Raw genomic sequence first — 16,393 nt, forward strand, 5'->3', positions numbered from 1 at the left:
CCAACACGGGGTGGACAGCGGACTTCTCCGCGGCGGCGTGAAGGGCATCGGCGGGATCGGGATCCTGGCCGCGATCGGGCTGATCCTGCCGCAGGCCCTCGACATCGCGCCGGTGCTCACCCCGCCGGCCGCCACCGGACTGGCAGTGGTCCAGATCGGTGCGATCATCGTGCACGCACGGCGCAAGGAGACCAGGGCGCTGCCGATGAACGTCGTGCTGCTGGTGCCGGCGGTGTTCGTGGCGGTGGGCCGGTTCGCCGGCTGAGAGTCCGGCGGAGGACCCGACAACGCTTCCCGGTCGCACGGGCCACGGCGTGACGGCCCCGTCGCCCCGCAGCTCGCAGCGACCTGCCGCCGAACGAGGTGTGCCTGGCGCGGGTCGCGGCGCGGCGGTCGCCGCTCGTCTTCGCGTTCCCGGAGATCTTGCTTTCGGTATAACCGTATATCAGACTGACGGTATGACTCGCTGGGCGACGTTCGACTGTTTCGGCACCCTGGTGGACTGGCGCCACGGCATCGCCACCGGGATCGAGCTGCTGTTCCCGGGCCGGGGTGCGGAGCTGCTGGAGGTCTACAACCGGATCGAACCGCAGGTGCAGGCCGAGCAGCCGGTGCGGCGGTACCGGGAGGTGCTCGCGGAGTCGCTGCGGCGGACCGCGGCCGAAGCGGGCGTCGAACTGGTGCCCGACGACGCGTCCGTGCTCGGGACCGGGCTGCCGTACTGGCCGGTGTTCCCCGATGTCCGGCCGGCGCTCACCGCGTTGCGCGAAGCGGGCTGGCGGATCGCGTTGCTGACGAACTGCGACCGCGACCTGATCGGCGAGACCCAGCGGCGGCTCGTCGTGCCGATCGATGCGACCGTCACCGCCGAGGACGTCGGTTCGTACAAGCCCGGGCACGCGCACTTCACGCGGTTCGCTTCGTCCTTCGGTGCTTCGCGCGAGAACTGGGTCCACATCGCGCAGAGCCACTTCCACGACATGGTGCCGGCGCAGGCGCTCGACATCCGGCGGGTCTGGATCAACCGGCACGCCGATCCGAGCGACCCCTCGATCGCCGACGCGGTGCTGCCCGGTCTGGACGGCCTGGTCGAGACGGTGGAGCGGGTGCACGCGTCCTGATGGTGCTGCAGACGACGAACACCCGCGACGCGCTGGTGGCGGAGGTGCGCCGCCAAATCCTCAGCGGCTCGCTCGCGCCGGGGTCGCCGCTGACGGAGCAGGGCTTGGCGACGACGTTCGGGGTGGCGCGCCCGACGGTGCGGTCGGCGCTGCAGGAACTGGTCGCGCGGCACCTGGTGGAGCGGTCCGACGGCCGGTCGTTGCGGGTGCCGGTCTTGACGTCCGCCGATGTCCGGGACCTGTTCACGGTGCGGCTGCCGTTGGAGCTGACGGCGGTGCGGCTGGTCGCCGGACGTTCCCTGGACGGCGTGTGGGCAGCGTTGTCGGCGCTGGAAGCGCTGCCGCCGGGGGCGGGCTGGAGCGAGCGGGTGGAGGCGCACACGGCGTTCCACCTGGCCCTCGTCGACGCGGCGGGCAGTGTCCGGCTGAGCCGGATCTACCCGCCGCTGCAGGAGGAGATGCAGCTGTGCCTGGCCCGGCTGCGCGGGTCGTACCCGGACCCGGCCGAGCTGGCGGCGGAACACCGGCGGCTGCTGACGGCGATCGCTTCGGGCGATCCGGCGAGCGCGGAGGCCGAGATGCGGGAGCACCTCGAGCGCGCTCGGAGCGGACTGCTCGACCTCTGAGCGCGGTCGGTCGCCGGGGTTGCGGTGCCGGATGGTCTTGAATGAGTCATTCAGGTCGTCCGAAGACCTGAACGACTCATTCAAGACGTGGGGGAGCAGCGCCGACCGGCCCTGGGGTTGTTGCGCTTTGGCCGGATCCCGGCGAGCTGGCTTTCAGCAGCCTGCCGCGGAACTTTCGTGCCGCACCTCGGCCCGGTGTCCCGCGAACAACCCCGCCCACAGTGCCGCCCAATGGCGCGGCGCCGGGCGTACCTCGCGCCTCCGGTGGACCGGTGGCGGTCCCGCACGGTAGTCCAACTCCACCCGTACCCAGTCGTAGATCCAGTCGCCTCGCATGTCATTCCTCACCTAGTCCTCCGAGGAACCCCACGTTCGTCCTGAGGGGACCGCCGCCGCATCGGGTGATCACGCCGTTCGCGCCGGCCCGAGCCCTTACCCGCGCAGCTCCCTCAGTGCGTCCAGGTGCCGGGCGTCCGGCCCAGCTCGCGCCGCGCCCGGGCCGGCGTCAGCTGCTGGTCCAGCGCGAACGCCTCCGCGATCGGGCCCATCCGCGCCACGGCCCCGGCGAGGGTGAGACGAGTGATCGGACCCCCGGCCGCGAGCACCGAGACGATGTCGCGAGCGGCACGTTCTGGCCGCTCACTCCGGCGTACACGGACTTCGCCGGCGCCCGCAGGGCGAGTGCGTACAGCTCGGCGATGTCGGAAGCGCGGACAAGTGCCCAGTGGTTGGCGCGGTCGCCGATGAGGGGCACCGGTGCGCGGAAGAACGTTTCGATGAGCCCGCCGCCGAGGCCGTAGACCAGGCCCGGCATGACGAGCACCAGGTGCTCGCCGTGGGACAGCACGTGTTCCTCGTTCGTCCGGCGCCACGCCGTGATCGCCGGTGGGTTCTGCGGCGCGTCCTCGTCGACGACCCCCGCCGTGTCGCCGTACACCCAGACCCCGCCCGTGTGCACGTACGGCCCGCGGTCGCCGGGGCCCTCCTGCAACGCCTCCGCCGCCGTGAGGCCGACCTCGCCGTGTCGTCGCCGTAGTGCCGGCCGAGGTGGATCACCCCGTCGGCCGCCGCGGCGGCCTCGCGCAGGACCTCTGTGTCGGTCAGCTCGCCGGAGACCGGGGTCGCGCCCAGGCCGGTGAGCACCCGCGCCGAAGCGTCGCTGCGCGCCAGGACACTCACCTCGTGACCGTGCCGCCTGAGCGCCTGGACCGTCGGCCGGCCGACGTACCCGGAGCCGCCCGTCAGGAACACCTTCATCAGAGCATTACGCTGAGGCCGTGCCCGCGACCACGTTCTGTTCGTGCCCGGCGACCGTCCCGACCGCTTCGGCAAGGCCGTGGCCAGCGGCGCCGACGTCGTGATCCTGGACCTCGAAGACGCCGTCGCCCCGGCAGACAAGGTCTCCGCGCGCGCCCACGTCGAAACCTGGCTGCAGGACAACGAAGCCGTCGTCCGGATCAACGCCCCGGGCACGCCCTGGTTCGACGCCGACGCCGCCCTGGCGACTTCCCGCGGCGTCCCGGTGGTCGTGCCGAAGGCCGAGACGCCCGAAGTGCTCGCCAGGTTCCGCGAGGTCGTGGCCCTCGTCGAGACCGCGCGGGGTGTCGAACGCGCCGGGGAGCTGGCCGCCGTCCCGTCGGTGAAGCGCCTGGCGTTCGGCAGCGTCGACCTGGCCGCCGAGCTCGGCGTCGCGCCCGAGGACCGCGAGCCGTTCGCCTACGCGCGCTCGCGGCTGGTGTTCGCGTCGGCGGCCGCCGGGTTGGCACCGCCGGTGGACGGCGTCACCACGGACCTGCGCGACGACGAAGCGCTCGAGTCCGACGTCCGCTACGCGCGCCGCATGGGCTTCGGCGGCAAGCTGTGCGTCCACCCGCGCCAGATCGCGCCGGTCCGCGCGGGCTTCGCGCCGACGGCCGCCGAGCGGGAATGGGCCCGAAGCGTGCTCACGGCGGGAGAGTCGGCATCCACCGTGGACGGCCGGATGGTGGACAAGCCGGTGCTGGACCGCGCCCGGCGGATCCTGGGTTACACGACGCCCTGACGCCGCAACGCTTCCGCGTCGAAGCCGAACTCCGTCAGCACCGCGTCGGTGTGCTCGCCCAGCGCCGGTACCGGATCCATCCGCGGCTCCCGGCCGGGCACCGTGATCGGCGGCAGCGTGGCCCGGATCGGCCCACCGGGCGTCGAGACGTCCGCGAAGCGATCGCGCTCCGTCAGCTGCGGGTGGGCCAGGACGTCGGGCAGCTCCCGGCGGCGCGCGTGCGCGATCCGGCCCTGACGCAACCGTTCCTCCAGTTCGGCGCCCGTCAGCTTCGCGAAGATCGCCTCGACCTCACGCTCTAGGGCTGCGCGATGGGTGACGCGGGCGCTGCCGGTGGCGAACCGCTCGTCGGTGACCCACTCCGGCCGCTCGGCGGCGTGCTCGCAGAACGCCGCCCACTCCCGGTCGTTCTGCACCGCCAGCACCAGCTCGGTCTCGTCGCCGGCGGCGAAGGTGCCGTAGGGCGCGATCGCCGGGTGGCTCGTGCCGGTGCGCGGCGGGGGCGTGCCGCCGTAGCCGGCGTAGTAGAGCGGGAACCCCATCCACTCGACGAGCGAGTCGAAGAGGCTGACCGCCAGCTCGGTGCCCTGCCCGGTGCGCTCGCGGTCGTAGAGCGCGGAGAGGATGCCGGAGAACGCGTACATCCCGGCGCCGATGTCCGCCGCCGGGATGCCGCTCTTGGCCGGCTCGGTCTCGGACCCCGTCACCGAGACCAGGCCGGCTTCGGACTGGATGAGCAGGTCGTACGCCTTCGCGTCGCGGTACGGCCCGCTCGAGCCGTAGCCCGACACCGAGCACGTGATCAGCCGCGGCCGCGTGGCGCGCAGGGAAGCCGCGCCCAGTCCGAGCCGCTCCGCGACGCCGGGCGCGAAGTTCTGCACGAATACGTCGGCCCGGTCCAGCAACGCGGCCATGACCGGCGCCGCCGTGTCGCTCTTGAGGTCGAGGGTGACGCTCTCCTTGGACCGGTTCAGCCACACGAAGTGGCTGGACTGGCCGTGCACGGTCTCGTCGTACGCGCGGGCGAAGTCGCCGCTGCCCGGCCGCTCGATCTTGAGCACCCGGGCGCCGAGGTCGGCCAGGTGCCGGGTGGCCAGCGGCGCGGCGACCGCCTGTTCGCAGGACACGACCGTGACGCCGTCGAGGGGCAGGGAGCGCATGGCCGCATCCTGCCACCCGGGTCAGACCGCGCGGGCGATGGCGATGTTCCCGGCGAGCCGTTCCCCGGCCTCGTAGATCATGTATTCGCGGCCTTGGTAGGTGCCGAAGCTCGGCGCCGCCGACCGGCCGTTGTCCGGCGCGCCGGCGAGCGGCGTGTGGAAGACGCCGAGGTGAGTGCGCTTCGAAAAGTCGTTGCCGACCTCGGTGATCATCAGCCTCCCGCCGTGCGCGATGTCGGTGTTGTAGACGACGTAGGTGCTGTTGTTGCGGTACAGCAGGTGCGGGCCGCCGATGTCGTTCGCGCCGACGTCGGTGTGGCGCACGAGCGGGGTCTGCGAGAACGTCCAGTTCAGCGCGTCGGGGGACCAGCCCCAGCCGATGTCGCGGTGGTTCGTCGTGTTGTTGAGCATGAACACCATGACGTAGCGGGCGTTCTTCGCCGGCAGATCCTGGCGGAACACGCGCGCGTAGGACGTCTCGGTCGTGCCGGCGGGCTGGAGGCGCGTGGACAGGACCTCCTTCTCGTAGGTGAAGTGGATGCCGTCGGCGGAGCTGGCGAGGCGGGTGACGGTGTTTTCGCCGTGGAAGTAGAGGTAGATCCGGTTGACGTCGTCGTTCCACAGGGCGTGCGGCGAGGAGACGTGGCTGACGGAGTACTCGCCGGGCCAGGAGTTCTTGATGATCGGATTGCCCGCGTACTCGGTGAACTCTTCGTCGAGGGAGTTCGCGTAGGCCAGGCAGATCCCGCCCGGCGCGTCGTGCGGCGCGTAATAGAGGTAGTACGCGCCGAGCGCGTCCGGGATGCGGCCCTTCGTGCCGCGGACGCAGGGGAAGATCAGCTCGCCGGTCGGGTTGTAGCGCAGCTTGCTCTTGACGAGGGCGAGCCGCTGGTACCGGTAGTCGGGGAAGCCGGCGGGCGCGGCGGTGGCGACGGCCGGGATCATCGCGCCCGCGCCGAGCGCGGCGGCGCCGGCCAGCAGGCCGCGTCGGGTGAGGGTCATGACCGCTCCTTCGAGGTCTCCGATGCGGCGACGGTGCCACGCGTCCATCGACGTGGTCAAGAGAGTAATACGTATTAGTACGGTCGGGACAGGTTTGCTGGAGTTTCGGGCAAAACGATTGACCGGGCCCGGGGCGGCTTGCACGCTGAACCGGATCGGCTGACTCCGAGCGAGGTGGCGATGGGCAGGGTCCGGCAGGCCGACATCGCCCGCGTGGCCGGGGTTTCGCAGGCGACGGTGTCGGTGGTGCTGGGCGGCAACCGCACCGGGGTCCGGCTGTCGGAACGCACGCGGCTGCGGGTGCTGGAGGCGGCCGAGCGGCTGGGGTACGTGCCCGACCCGGTGTCTTCACGGCTGGCGGCCACGGGCAACAACCTGCTCGGGGTGTACACGTTCACCCCGGCTTTCCCGGACATCGCCGACGTGTACTACCCGATCCTCGCCGGCGTCGAGGCGGAGGCGGCAGCGCTCGGCAAGGACCTGATCGTGTTCACGGCGTCCAGCGCGGCACCGGACCGGATCCGCCGTACCCGGCTCGCCGACGGCTGCCTGTTCCTCGGCCGGCACGTCGCGGTGGACGCGATCGCCGACCTGCTGGCCGCGGATTTCCCGATCGTCCACATCGGACGCCGCACGGAACTGGACGGCCGCATCCCGCACGTGGGCGCGGACTACGTGTCGGCGTCGGCGGAGGTGATCACCCGCCTCGCGGGGGCGGGCCACCGGCGCGTGCGGTACTTGCGCGAGCCGGACGACGCACCGTCGTCGGGCGACCGGGAGCGCGGAGTGCGCGCGGCAGCGGCCGACGCGGGACTGTCGGTCGCGGTCACCCGCACGCCCGGCCCGGACCTCGACGCGGCGGCGATCACCCGGTGGCTCGACGACGGCGTGACGGCGCTGGTGGTGGAGGAGACCGACACGGGCGCGGTGTTCCAGGCGACCTGGCAGGGGCTGCGCGCGGCGGGGGTTTCGATACCGGGCGACGTCTCGCTGGCGGTCCTGGGGCGGCCCCCGGCGGGGGTGGAGGGGCCGGTGGTCAGCGGGTTCGAGGTGCCGCGCAGAGCGCTGGGCCGGGCAGCGGTGCGGCTGCTGGCGTCGCTGATCGCGCCGGGGACGGGCGAGCCGTCACCGCACCGGTTGCTGACGTGCCCACCGGTGGCGGGGGAGACGATCGCGCCGGTCGCCTGACCGCCCCGCCGGACTGCCGCGAATGACTCATTCGGGACCCCAGACGCCGCGAATGAGTCATTCGCGACGCTCGACCCGGCCGGAAGTCCCGCACGCGGCGGTACCGGCCGGGCGAAGGATGGGAATGGCCGGTGACCGAACCGAACTGATCGAGGCCGCTGCAGCCTGCGCGGCGGCGTCGGAGTCCGGGAATCGATTCCGGATTGTTCCCAGGCGCAACCAGCGAAGTGCGGCAGGCCCGGATTCGCCGGACCTTTCCCTTTGTGGCCATCGCCGAGAAAACCGATCAGGTAACACCCAGCCGGCGACACCCGGACCGGGCATCCTGGTTTGAAGAAGGTGAGCTCTACATTGTCCGAGCCAAGCCGGACGCCGTGCGGCGCCGGCCACCACATCGTTCGCGCACTGGCGAGTCCCCCTTGAGCCTTGATTTTCCCCTCGGCTCGCGCTCAGCGGCGTCGGCCGCGGTCGCGGGGAATGGCGACGGGTTCGCGGGTGAAGACGGGGTCGACCGCGACGTCGGCGCGTTGTTGGTCCTGGGGGCGCGAGGGGTGGCTGAGCGGCATTCGCGTGCTCCTTACCGGTCTTGCTGCGTGGCGGCGGCGTGCGCGCCGAGGTCGTCGAGGGTCAGCGGGTGCCTCGGCGGGTGCTCCAGGATGGTGCAGCGGGTGACGACCTGGTCGGCGGCGACGTGCAGCAGCTGGCCGGACTGCAGGTTCTGCCAGCCGGGGTCCTCGTCCATGCGTTCGCTGGCGACGACGACGGCGCGGTGGTGGGCCAGCGGGCCGGAGCGGGCACGGATGCGACCGGCGGCGCTGGCGTGTTCGAGGTGGCGACTACCGTGCGGGCCGCCGGGTGCGCGTTGCAGGACGTAGAGGTCGTGCGTGTCGGGGTAGCGCAGCGCCCAGAGCTCGGTGGGGGTGGTGAGGATGAGGTTGATCGCGTAGATCGGCAGGTGGTCGGCGGCCCACCGGGCGGCGGCGGTGATCCCGGCGCTGATGTCGCCGTCGTGGGCGTCGATTTCCTGGGTGACGAGGGCGAAGAAGCGTTCGGAGTCGGTGTCCCCCTCGACGAGGTGCCGGTAGTCGCCGAGCCGCTGTTCCAGTGCCGGGAGGTCGCCGATGACGCCGTTGTGGGCGAAGAGGCGGTCGTGCTGGACGAAGGGGTGGGTGTTGGCGGTGTCGAGGCCGCCGGTGGAGGCGTAGCGGATGTGCGCCAGGAATGTCGTGGATTCACGCTGTTTGGCCGCGTACGCGAACTTTTCGTCCTGGTAGGCGGCCAGCGGCTGCTTCGAGACCAGGGGTTTGCCGTCGCCGTCGAAGACGCCGAGCCCGGTTCCGTCCGGCTCGCGGCGGCTCTGCGCGGCGAGGCTGTCCGGGGCCTCGAGCAGCCAGAAAGTGGCGTGCACCCGCTGGGGCGCGGCGGACAAACCGAACAGACGACACATCCTGGGCTCCTTCCCGATCCCGGTCGTCGCGCGGATACCCCTGCGGACACGCGCGAACCGTCCGTTGTAATACGGAACACTTTGATAATGCAATTGAACAGTGTGGTCCGCGCGCCGGCGGGTAACCCCGCCGGGTGAACGCCAAGACCTTCATTCGCGAGTTTCCGGCCGTGCACCTCGCCATCGGGGTGATCGGCAACGTCATCTTCTTCGTCGGCAGCGTGTTGTTCATCTGGCACGCGACCGAGGTTGTCGCCATCTGGTTGTTCATCATCGGCTCGTTCGGGATGATGCTCGGCGCGGTCGGCCAAGCGTTCTACACCTACGAGCGGCATCGCCTCAACGGCGCACCCGGTCAGTCCGCCCGCCCCCGCCTGCCTCGCTGACCGCGGGCGGTGGCTCAGGACGCGCTTTCGCGATCTTCGAGCCCCACTGCCTTGCGCAGCTGGGCGCAGTCGCGGTGCAGCTCCGGGTGTCGTCGGCGAGACGAGCCATCAGGTCACTCAGGCCCAAGGCGATGGCGTTGAGCTTGTGCTGGGTGGCGTCGCCGGAGCGTTTCCGTGTTTTCTGCAGCAACGCTACGGGCGGGGAAGTCGCGATCGTGGTCGCGGTGCTGATGATCAGCTGCCAGGTCTCGATGTCGGGCAGGAACAAGAATGATGGCGCCCACAGTATGACCACCAGGACGCGGTCACGTCCGAGGGCATTGTGGCCGGATGGGAGGAACCTGTGCCCGGGCCGCCGACAAAGCTGTCGCCGGAGGTCTTTCTTGGACGGCTACCGTGAGGCGACCGGCAACGCATCGCTCAACCCGGTGACCCGCAGCAGACGGGACAACGCAGCCGAGGGCCGGATGCCCAGTCTCGAGCGTGCGTCTCCCGCAGCACGGTGCAGGATGAGCAAGGCGTTCACGCAGGCAGGCTGCACCGTCGGGGTGGCTGTCGGGACCGGAGTGGTGATCGGGCTCGGCTCGTCTTCGACCGACACTCCGCAGCCGGCCAAGCACAGTGGTGCCAAGAGTGCGCAAACCAGGTATTTCACGGGGCCTCCGGAAGTTCTCCGACGAAACGAGCGCCGCCGCCGGGGCGCTCGTCGACCCGGACGGTCCCGCCGTGGCGGTGGACGTGGTCGGCGACGACGGCCAGGCCCAGGCCGCTGCCGTCGTCCAGGCCCCGGCGTCCGGTGTGCAGTCCGCGGGAGAACCGCTCGAAGATCCGTTCCCGCCGTTCCGGTGGCACGCCGGGGCCCGCGTCGTCGACTTCGAGCCGGGCGCGGCCGTCGCGGCGGCCGAGGGTGATGGCCACAGCCCCGCCGCCGTAGCGGTCGGCGTTGTCGAGCAGGTTGGCGACTGCCCCGTCGAGGCGGCGACGATCGGCCCGAACGAGGGGCGTGTCCGGTGCGGCTTCGACCGGGACTGCGCGGCCGGGCCGGCCGGCCACGACGTTGCGGGCCAGTTCACCGAAGTCGACCAGTTCGGTCTCGTCGTCCCCGGGGTGCTCGTGCCCGGCGACGGAGATCTCCAGCAGGTCGACGACCGTGTGCCGGAAGCGGTGCAGTTCCGAGCGCGACCGGCGCAGGGCCTGCTGAGCGGGAGCGGGCATGGCGTCGCGGCGCCGGTCGAGCACGTCGGCGACGTTGATCATCGTGGTCAGCGGGGAGCGCAGTTCGTGGCTGACGTCGGAGGCGAAGCGGGCGGTTGAGCAGTTCCACCGGCTCGTCGCGCGGATCCGGCCCACGTACTAGGTCCGTATGGAAGTCGGCGTCGATGTCCGGCTTGGACTGCGGGGACCGTCGGGGCCTCGGGAGCCGGGTCGCGGTTGGCGAACGGCTCTGGCCGACTTCGATACCGGCCCTGGGCGCTCCCCGCGCGACGTGACGACGCTACGGACGAACTCGGCGACGACCCGTGGCGCCGGACGAAGCTCCTCCGGCCGGGGCGGCGAGGCCGGCGCTGAACTCCGCGAGCAGACGTTCGCGCCGGCAGGTCGACAGCGCCGCCGAGGTAGATCTTTCTCGAGCCGTTGGCGGCGGTCTCGGTTCGCGCCACAAGTGGTCCGGCCGACCCCGGAATGGGTGCTTTGGTGTCCATGGTCCGGTCCTCGTTGCTTTTCGCGGTTCTGGGGTGTTTCTTCAGACGGCGGGTCTGATTCGGCGTCTGGCGAAATCACGAGCGCTGTTCGTCTCCCGTGGCGTCGGTGGTGGTGCGGGCGCCGGAGAGGTGCCGTGCGGTGTTGACGAGCCCGACCATGCTGAAGGCCTGCGGGGTGTTGCCGACCTGTCGATGACGCTTGATGTCGTATTCCTCGGCGAGCAGGCCGACGTCGTTGCGCAGGCCGAGGAGCTGTTCGAACAGCTCGCGTGCCTCGTGGGTGCGCCCGGTGCCGTGGAGGGCGTCGGCGAGCCAGAAGCTGCAGACGAGGAAGCTGCCTTCGCCGCCGGCGAGGCCGTCGATGCCGCCGTCGGCTTCGGGGTCGTAGCGGCGGACGAAGCCGCCGTCGGCCAGTTCGGTGCGGACGGCGTCGACGGTGCCGCGGACGCGGGCATCGCTGCCGGGCAGGAACCCGACGCGAGGGATGAGCAGCAGCGCGGCGTCGAGGCCGCGGGAGCCGTAGAACTGGGTGAAGGTGTTGCGGTCCGGGTCGTAGCCGTGGCGGCACACGTCGTCGTGGATGTGTTCGCGCAGCGCCCGCCACCGGTCGACCGGACCTTCGAGGCCGTGGTGTTCGACGGTCCGGACGGCGCGGTCGAGGCCGGCCCAGGCCATGACTTTCGAGTGGACGAAGTGGCGGCGCGGGCCGCGCACTTCCCAGAGGCTGTTGTCGGGCTGGTCCCAATGGCCTTCGAGGAAGTCGAGCAGGGCGCGCTGAAGGTCCCACGCCGTGTGCGAGGTGGGGACGCCGGCTTCGCGGACGAGGTGCAGCCCGTCGAGGACTTCGCCCCAGACGTCGAGCTGGAACTGGTCGGCGGCAGCGTTGCCGACTCGGACGGGTGTGGAGTTTTCGTAGCCGGAGAGCCAGCCGAGAGTGGCTTCGGGCAGCCGACGGGTGCCGTCGAGCCCGTACATGATCTGCAGGTCGGCGGGGTCGCCGGCGACGGCGCGGACGAGCCATTCGCGCCAGGCGCGGGCTTCGTCGTGATAGCCGGTGCCGATCAGGGCCTGGAGGGTGAAGGTGGCGTCGCGCAGCCAGCAGTAGCGGTAGTCCCAGTTGCGTTCCCCGCCGAGCTGTTCGGGCAGCGAAGTGGTTGCGGCGGCGAGAATGCCGCCGGTCGGGGCGTAGGTCAGTGCTTTGAGGGTGATGACGGCGCGGCGGACCGCGTCCGGCCACTGCCCGTCGTAGCGGCACTTCCCGATCCAGTCCGCCCAGAACTCCTCGGTCTGCCGGAGCGCGGTTTCGGCGTCGACGTGCTTCGGCCGCGGCAGGTGGGAGGCGCGGTGGGTCAGCACGAACGGGATCCGGTCGCCGGCGGCCACGGTGAATTCGGCGTGCGTGGCCAGGTTCTCGCCGTGTAGGGGGACGGACGTGCGCAGCCAGATCGCGTCGGGGCCGGCGACCGCGGAAAACCGGCCGTCGTCGTGGTGGCGGACCCAGGGGACGACACCGCCGTAGTCGAAGCGCAGCCGCAGCAGCATGCGCATCGGCACCCGGCCGGACACGCCCTCGACGATGCGGACGACGTCGGCGGCCTCGCCGCGCGGCGGCATGAAGTCCAGGACACGAACGGTGCCTTCGGGGGTGTCCCATTCGGTCGCCATGATCAGCGAGTCGCCGCGGTAGGCGCGGCGGGACGCCGGTCCGCCGCCCGCCGGGGACAGGCGCCAAGTACCGGCGTGCTCGTCGCCCAGCAGCGCGGCGAAGCAGGCGGGGGAGTCGAAGCGGGGCAGGCACAGCCAGTCGATCGCGCCGTCGCGGGACAGCAGCGCGGCCGTGTGCAGGTCGCCCAGGAGGGCGTAGTCCTCGATCAGGGAAGCCATGGACGTCCTCGTGAGTCAGTCGGAAAGGGAGATGACGACCTTGACGTCGTCGTCGCCCGCCTCGAAGGCCTCGGCGGCGCGGTGCAGAGGTACGCGGCGGGTGATCAGGCCGGTCAGCCAGCCGAGGTCGGCTTTCGCGAGGGCTTCGGCGGCGGCGTGGTAGTGGCGGAGGTTGGCGTTGACCGAGCCGACGACCACGTCGTTCTCGAGGACGAGGTCGCGGTTGATGGTCCCGGCGTCGACAGTGAGAGTCCGGCCGGCCGGGGACACACCGGTGAGGCAGACGATGCCGTAGGACCCGGTGCCGGCCATCGCGTCGAACACCAGGCTGCCGACACCGGTGGCCTCGACCACGACGTCGGGGGCGAGCGCCGGCAGCACCTTCTCGACCGGGTCGTGGTGGTAGGTCGCGCCCAGCTCCTCGACCAGGGCGGGTTTCGGGCCGTCGGCCAGGCGGTCCAGGACGTGGACGTCCAGTCCGCGCTGGACGCCCAGCAGGGCGGCGAGCAACCCGATCGGGCCCGCGCCGGTCACCAGTACCCGCCGTGGCTCGAACCAGGCCCGCTCGCCGACGCGCTGGATCTGCTCCCACGCCTTCGCGACCACCGTCGTGGGCTCCATCAGCATGCCGACGTCGGCCAGCCGGGGATCCAGACGGACGGCGTAGTCCCGTTCCACCGTCCACAGTTCACTGCCGTAGCCGTCGATCTCCTTGATCCCGCGCTCGGTGTAGCGGCCGTTGCGGCACATGTCGAACTCTCCGGCCGCGCACGCCCCGCAGGGCACCGGATCGGGTCGCCGCACGACCCCCACGACGAGGTCACTCTCGGCGAAGCCCGCGGCCGGGGTGACCACTCGGCCGAGCGACTCGTGCCCGAGCACGAGCCGGTCGCGCCCGGGCGGCGCCCAGCCGTAGTCACCGCGGACGATCTCCTTGTCCGTGCCGCACACACCCAGTGCGACACCCTGCACCAGCAGCTCGCCCCGTCCCGGCTGCGGGTCGGGCACCGAGCCGACCTCGAGCGTCCCCTGCTTCTTCGGCACCACGGTCAGCGCTTGCACGTCACATCTCCTTCGGCGGTGGACAAACGGTTGCAGGTCAGCCGGTCCGGCTGCCGATCCCGACGGTGACCTGCTGGTGGTTGGTTCCGCGGACGAACTCGAGGCCGACCTGGGTACCGGGGTCGTGGGCGCGCAGGGCCGTCAGCATGTCGTCGGCGGTCCGTACCGCCTGGTCGGCGAACTTGACGAGGACATCGCCGGGGCGGATTCCGGCGGCGTCGGCCGGGCCACGAGGATCGACGCCGAGCACCAACGCCCCCTGGTCGGTCCGGACGCCGAGGCGTTGCCGGATCGCCGGGGTGAGCCGGCCGAGGGAGGGATGATCGCGAGGTCGGTGATCTGGTCGGTGGCCGGTACGGTGCCCGCGGACCGCGTGCCGTCGGCGTAGGTGATCGCGACCTGCTTCCGGTCGGTCACGACGTGCCGGTCGGTGACGACGACATCGGGCTTGAGCACGACGCCGCTGCCCAGCCCGGTCGCGACGGTGACGGTGACGACGCTCGGGCCGAGCTGGTCCACCAGATCGGGAAGAGAGCCGGCCGGTGTCGCGGTCGGCGCGTTCGCCGGGGCGGCCGGGGTCGGGGTCGGGTCGGGGTCGGATTCGAGGTGGTTCCGCTGCGGCCGCCGACGAGCACGAGCACGGCACCGGCCGGCGCGAGGGTTCCGAGGTTCGGCATGGCGACGAAATACCCCGGCCGACGACGGCGACACGTACCTGACGGAATCGTAAGCTGCCGGCTCGTCTGCCTCTGTCCGGTACGGGTATTCGGCGGTCGATCCGGACTGTCGGCGATAGGGGAGACCGCATGAAAAGGAAGATCGTGGTGAGCGTGCTGGTCGCTGCCGCCTTGGCGACGAGCGCCTGCTCACCCAGTGACCGCCCGGCGGCGGGCCAGGGCGGCACACTTCGGGCTCCTGCCCCCGCGCCACTGGTGAACAAGCCGTTGGAGACCCTGGGAAGCAACGTCGAACTCGGTCCGATGTCGGTCCTGAACGTGTTCGTGGTTCCACCGCGCGCCCAGCATCACCAAGCGGGCCAGGACGCCGATGTGCGGCTGACGCTGGTGAACCACGGCGGCGAAGACGCTTTGACGGCCGTGACGAGCCCCGTAGCGCAGTCGGCGTCGATCCAGTGGGACGGCAACTGCGACGGAACAGTCGAGCAGGTCGACCGGTTACCCGTGACGGCCGGCGGCCTTGTCCCGCAGCCGACCTCGGCGCCGCAGGCACGGCACAGTGCCTACTTCGTCCGGCTTCACGACCTCAAGCAGGAAGTGCTCAGCCCGACGATTCCGGTGACCTTCACCTTCGCGCACGCGGGGACGGTGACGGTCATGGTCAAGGTGCAGCCCCGCGAACGCGCCGATGCGGTCACTCCGCCGGCCTGTTCGCACTGATCGAACCTGCCTGCCGGCTTGCCGACGAGAGCGGAGCGCTCGTTCGCTTGCGGTGCCGGTAACGGGGGCTCCCGTCGAGGGAGACGGCTGCACGAGTGCCAGGCGTACAGCCGGGGATCAACCGCGTTGTCGAGGGGTACCCACCCGCTGCCCGACGCTGACCGCTGCGGCTCACGACCTGCGGCAATCGCCGATTGCCGCAGTGTAGCCAGGGCTCGAGGGCGGCGTAGCTGGTCGGCGGTCGCGACGAGCACGAAGTGGTGACGAGGTGGCCGCAGCACCATCCGGCCCGGTCCGCATTCGGCGACCCGGGCTTGTAAATCCCGGGTCTACCCGCACGCGAGACGTGTCATGGCGACTCGGAGGGCGGTGTCGCGACCGCGCGACCCGGTCGGACGATTTGCTTCCGCGGCTGCGACGCCTAGGACTCGTCGACCACGACGATCGGCTTCCCGCCACCTTGCCGTCCGGCACCGAAGGCTTTCGGTGCCTCCTCCAGTGAATGGCGCGTTCCGACCAGCACGCGCAGGCTGCCTTCGCGCACGAGCGTGGCCAGCTGGGCGAGCCGGGCGCGGTCCGGTTCCACGACGAAGAAGACCGACCGCCCGTAACGCGGCTCGAACTCCGGTGGGGCGGCGATGGTGACCAGCGTGCCGCCCGCACGCACCAGGCCGGCGGATCGCACGCCGATCTCCTCGCCGAACACGTCGAACACCACGTCGACTTCGCCGACGTCTTCCAGCTTGTCGTGCTCCAGGTCGACGAACGCGTCGGCGCCCAGATCGACGGCGACGTCGCGGTTGCGGGCACGGCCCGTGCCGATCACGGTCGCGCCCGCCCGCTTCGCCAGCTGCACCGCGATCGAGCCGACTCCGCCGGCCGCGCCGTGGATCAGCACCGTCTGGCCGGCCTGGAGGCGGCCGTGGTCGAACAACCCTTGCCACGCCGTCAGTCCGGAGATCGGCAACGCGGCGCCGACGGCGTGGTCGACGTCGGACGGCAATGGCGCGAGGTTGCGGGCTTCGACGGCGGTGAATTCGGCGAGCGAGCCGTCACGGGTCCAGTCGGCGAGCCCGAACACGCGTTGCCCGACCGTGAGCCCGGTCGTGCCGTAGCCGAGCTCGGTGACGACACCCGACAGCTCGTGACCGGGCACGCTGGGTGTCCGGTCACGGCCCGCCCGGTCGGTCCAGGTGCCCGGCCACTCCAGCTCGCCAGGGGTGAAGCCGGCCGCGTGCACCCGCACGATGACGTCGTTCTCCGCGGCGTGCGGGGCCGGCCGCTCGGTCAGGGTCAACCCTTCGACTCCGGCGGCGGGGTCCTTGACGATGATGGCTTTCATGCTGAGTCCTTGTGGTGAGCGGGCAACGGGATGG

At 71.3% G+C, this 16,393-nt stretch carries 18 protein-coding genes and 1 pseudogene; 7 read left to right on the plus strand and 12 right to left on the minus strand.

What is annotated here, in order from left to right:
• The first annotated feature begins 10 nt into the window (after nucleotides 1–10).
• The 3 genes from ACZ4TR_RS08900 to ACZ4TR_RS08910 all read left to right on the plus strand — a co-directional run bounded on the left by ACZ4TR_RS08900 (nucleotide 11) and on the right by ACZ4TR_RS08910 (nucleotide 1,747).
• On the plus strand, nucleotides 11–265 hold the full coding sequence (locus ACZ4TR_RS08900; protein ID WP_465286497.1) for a DoxX family protein: 255 nt from the start codon (nucleotides 11–13) through the stop codon (nucleotides 263–265).
• Nucleotides 266–458: 193 nt separating this feature from the next.
• Nucleotides 459–1,121, plus strand: a complete 663-nt coding sequence (locus ACZ4TR_RS08905; protein WP_465286498.1) for an HAD family hydrolase — start codon at nucleotides 459–461, stop codon at nucleotides 1,119–1,121.
• Nucleotides 1,121–1,747 (plus strand): GntR family transcriptional regulator, encoded by a 627-nt coding sequence (locus ACZ4TR_RS08910; RefSeq protein WP_465286499.1) that lies wholly within the window; start codon nucleotides 1,121–1,123, stop codon nucleotides 1,745–1,747. The genes ACZ4TR_RS08905 and ACZ4TR_RS08910 overlap by 1 nt, the downstream gene beginning before the upstream one ends.
• A 505-nt stretch (nucleotides 1,748–2,252) precedes the next feature.
• Here ACZ4TR_RS08910 and ACZ4TR_RS08915 read toward each other — a convergent pair.
• Both ACZ4TR_RS08915 and ACZ4TR_RS08920 read right to left on the minus strand, forming a co-directional pair.
• Nucleotides 2,253–2,738, minus strand: coding sequence for a Rossmann-fold NAD(P)-binding domain-containing protein (locus ACZ4TR_RS08915; RefSeq protein WP_465287358.1), 486 nt, complete (start codon nucleotides 2,736–2,738; stop codon nucleotides 2,253–2,255).
• Nucleotides 2,739–2,821: 83 nt separating this feature from the next.
• A pseudogene (locus ACZ4TR_RS08920) lies at nucleotides 2,822–3,004 on the minus strand (NmrA family NAD(P)-binding protein); the annotation flags it as partial.
• A 37-nt stretch (nucleotides 3,005–3,041) separates the two neighbouring features.
• On the opposite strand from ACZ4TR_RS08920, the gene ACZ4TR_RS08925 reads away from it, so the two are divergent.
• Complete coding sequence (locus tag ACZ4TR_RS08925; protein WP_465287331.1) at nucleotides 3,042–3,788, plus strand: HpcH/HpaI aldolase/citrate lyase family protein; 747 nt, start codon at nucleotides 3,042–3,044, stop codon at nucleotides 3,786–3,788.
• Here the strand turns inward: ACZ4TR_RS08925 and ACZ4TR_RS08930 are convergent.
• Together ACZ4TR_RS08930 and ACZ4TR_RS08935 are read right to left on the minus strand one after the other, a co-directional pair.
• Nucleotides 3,773–4,948 carry a CaiB/BaiF CoA transferase family protein gene (locus ACZ4TR_RS08930; protein ID WP_465286500.1) on the minus strand — a complete coding sequence of 392 codons (1,176 nt, stop codon included), beginning with the start codon at nucleotides 4,946–4,948 and terminating at the stop codon, nucleotides 3,773–3,775. The genes ACZ4TR_RS08925 and ACZ4TR_RS08930 overlap by 16 nt on opposite strands.
• Nucleotides 4,949–4,969: 21 nt before the next feature.
• Nucleotides 4,970–5,950, minus strand: coding sequence for a hypothetical protein (locus tag ACZ4TR_RS08935; protein WP_465286501.1), 981 nt, complete (start codon nucleotides 5,948–5,950; stop codon nucleotides 4,970–4,972).
• Between the two features lie 180 nt (nucleotides 5,951–6,130).
• On the opposite strand from ACZ4TR_RS08935, the gene ACZ4TR_RS08940 reads away from it, so the two are divergent.
• Entirely contained in the window at nucleotides 6,131–7,138 is a 1,008-nt protein-coding gene (locus tag ACZ4TR_RS08940) for a LacI family DNA-binding transcriptional regulator (RefSeq protein ID WP_465286502.1), read from the plus strand.
• A 577-nt stretch (nucleotides 7,139–7,715) separates the two neighbouring features.
• On the opposite strand, the gene ACZ4TR_RS08945 is transcribed toward ACZ4TR_RS08940, so the two are convergent.
• On the minus strand, nucleotides 7,716–8,585 hold the full coding sequence (locus ACZ4TR_RS08945; RefSeq protein WP_465286503.1) for a class II glutamine amidotransferase: 870 nt from the start codon (nucleotides 8,583–8,585) through the stop codon (nucleotides 7,716–7,718).
• Between the two features lie 134 nt (nucleotides 8,586–8,719).
• Between ACZ4TR_RS08945 and ACZ4TR_RS08950 the strand changes: the two genes are divergently transcribed.
• Nucleotides 8,720–8,971, plus strand: a complete 252-nt coding sequence (locus ACZ4TR_RS08950) for a YrhK family protein (RefSeq protein WP_465286504.1) — start codon at nucleotides 8,720–8,722, stop codon at nucleotides 8,969–8,971.
• Here ACZ4TR_RS08950 and ACZ4TR_RS08955 read toward each other — a convergent pair.
• The 6 genes from ACZ4TR_RS08955 to ACZ4TR_RS08980 form a co-directional block, all read right to left on the minus strand.
• Nucleotides 8,925–9,266, minus strand: a complete 342-nt coding sequence (locus ACZ4TR_RS08955; protein ID WP_465286505.1) for a low affinity iron permease family protein — start codon at nucleotides 9,264–9,266, stop codon at nucleotides 8,925–8,927. The genes ACZ4TR_RS08950 and ACZ4TR_RS08955 overlap by 47 nt on opposite strands.
• Before the next feature lie 356 nt (nucleotides 9,267–9,622).
• Nucleotides 9,623–10,321 (minus strand): sensor histidine kinase, encoded by a 699-nt coding sequence (locus ACZ4TR_RS08960; protein WP_465286506.1) that lies wholly within the window; start codon nucleotides 10,319–10,321, stop codon nucleotides 9,623–9,625.
• A gap of 428 nt (nucleotides 10,322–10,749) precedes the next feature.
• Complete coding sequence (locus ACZ4TR_RS08965) at nucleotides 10,750–12,558, minus strand: glycoside hydrolase family 15 protein (RefSeq protein ID WP_465286507.1); 1,809 nt, start codon at nucleotides 12,556–12,558, stop codon at nucleotides 10,750–10,752.
• Between the two features lie 15 nt (nucleotides 12,559–12,573).
• Nucleotides 12,574–13,620, minus strand: coding sequence for a glucose 1-dehydrogenase (locus ACZ4TR_RS08970; protein WP_465286508.1), 1,047 nt, complete (start codon nucleotides 13,618–13,620; stop codon nucleotides 12,574–12,576).
• Between the two features lie 37 nt (nucleotides 13,621–13,657).
• Entirely contained in the window at nucleotides 13,658–13,828 is a 171-nt protein-coding gene (locus ACZ4TR_RS08975) for a PDZ domain-containing protein (protein ID WP_465287332.1), read from the minus strand.
• Nucleotides 13,762–14,139 carry a trypsin-like peptidase domain-containing protein gene (locus ACZ4TR_RS08980; RefSeq protein WP_465286509.1) on the minus strand — a complete coding sequence of 126 codons (378 nt, stop codon included), beginning with the start codon at nucleotides 14,137–14,139 and terminating at the stop codon, nucleotides 13,762–13,764. The genes ACZ4TR_RS08975 and ACZ4TR_RS08980 overlap by 67 nt, the downstream gene beginning before the upstream one ends.
• 287 nt (nucleotides 14,140–14,426) lie before the next feature.
• Between ACZ4TR_RS08980 and ACZ4TR_RS08985 the strand changes: the two genes are divergently transcribed.
• Entirely contained in the window at nucleotides 14,427–15,017 is a 591-nt protein-coding gene (locus ACZ4TR_RS08985) for a copper chaperone PCu(A)C domain-containing protein (protein ID WP_465286510.1), read from the plus strand.
• 421 nt (nucleotides 15,018–15,438) lie between these two features.
• Here the strand turns inward: ACZ4TR_RS08985 and ACZ4TR_RS08990 are convergent, their stop codons facing one another.
• A complete protein-coding gene (locus tag ACZ4TR_RS08990; protein ID WP_465286511.1) occupies nucleotides 15,439–16,359 on the minus strand; it encodes an NADP-dependent oxidoreductase in 921 nt (306 codons plus the stop codon).
• Between the last annotated feature and the right edge of the window lie 34 nt (nucleotides 16,360–16,393).

This window comes from Amycolatopsis sp. NPDC028719 (assembly GCF_055565395.1).

Coding starts and splice junctions, on each gene's coding strand:
- ACZ4TR_RS08905 (WP_465286498.1), top strand. CDS start 459: ATGACTCGCTGGGCGACGTTCGACTGTTTCGGCACCCTGGTGGACTGG.
- ACZ4TR_RS08910 (WP_465286499.1), top strand. CDS start 1,121: ATGGTGCTGCAGACGACGAACACCCGCGACGCGCTGGTGGCGGAGGTG.
- ACZ4TR_RS08930 (WP_465286500.1), bottom strand. CDS start 4,948: ATGCGCTCCCTGCCCCTCGACGGCGTCACGGTCGTGTCCTGCGAACAG.
- ACZ4TR_RS08935 (WP_465286501.1), bottom strand. CDS start 5,950: ATGACCCTCACCCGACGCGGCCTGCTGGCCGGCGCCGCCGCGCTCGGC.
- ACZ4TR_RS08940 (WP_465286502.1), top strand. CDS start 6,131: ATGGGCAGGGTCCGGCAGGCCGACATCGCCCGCGTGGCCGGGGTTTCG.
- ACZ4TR_RS08945 (WP_465286503.1), bottom strand. CDS start 8,585: ATGTGTCGTCTGTTCGGTTTGTCCGCCGCGCCCCAGCGGGTGCACGCC.
- ACZ4TR_RS08965 (WP_465286507.1), bottom strand. CDS start 12,558: ATGGCTTCCCTGATCGAGGACTACGCCCTCCTGGGCGACCTGCACACG.
- ACZ4TR_RS08985 (WP_465286510.1), top strand. CDS start 14,427: ATGAAAAGGAAGATCGTGGTGAGCGTGCTGGTCGCTGCCGCCTTGGCG.
- ACZ4TR_RS08990 (WP_465286511.1), bottom strand. CDS start 16,359: ATGAAAGCCATCATCGTCAAGGACCCCGCCGCCGGAGTCGAAGGGTTG.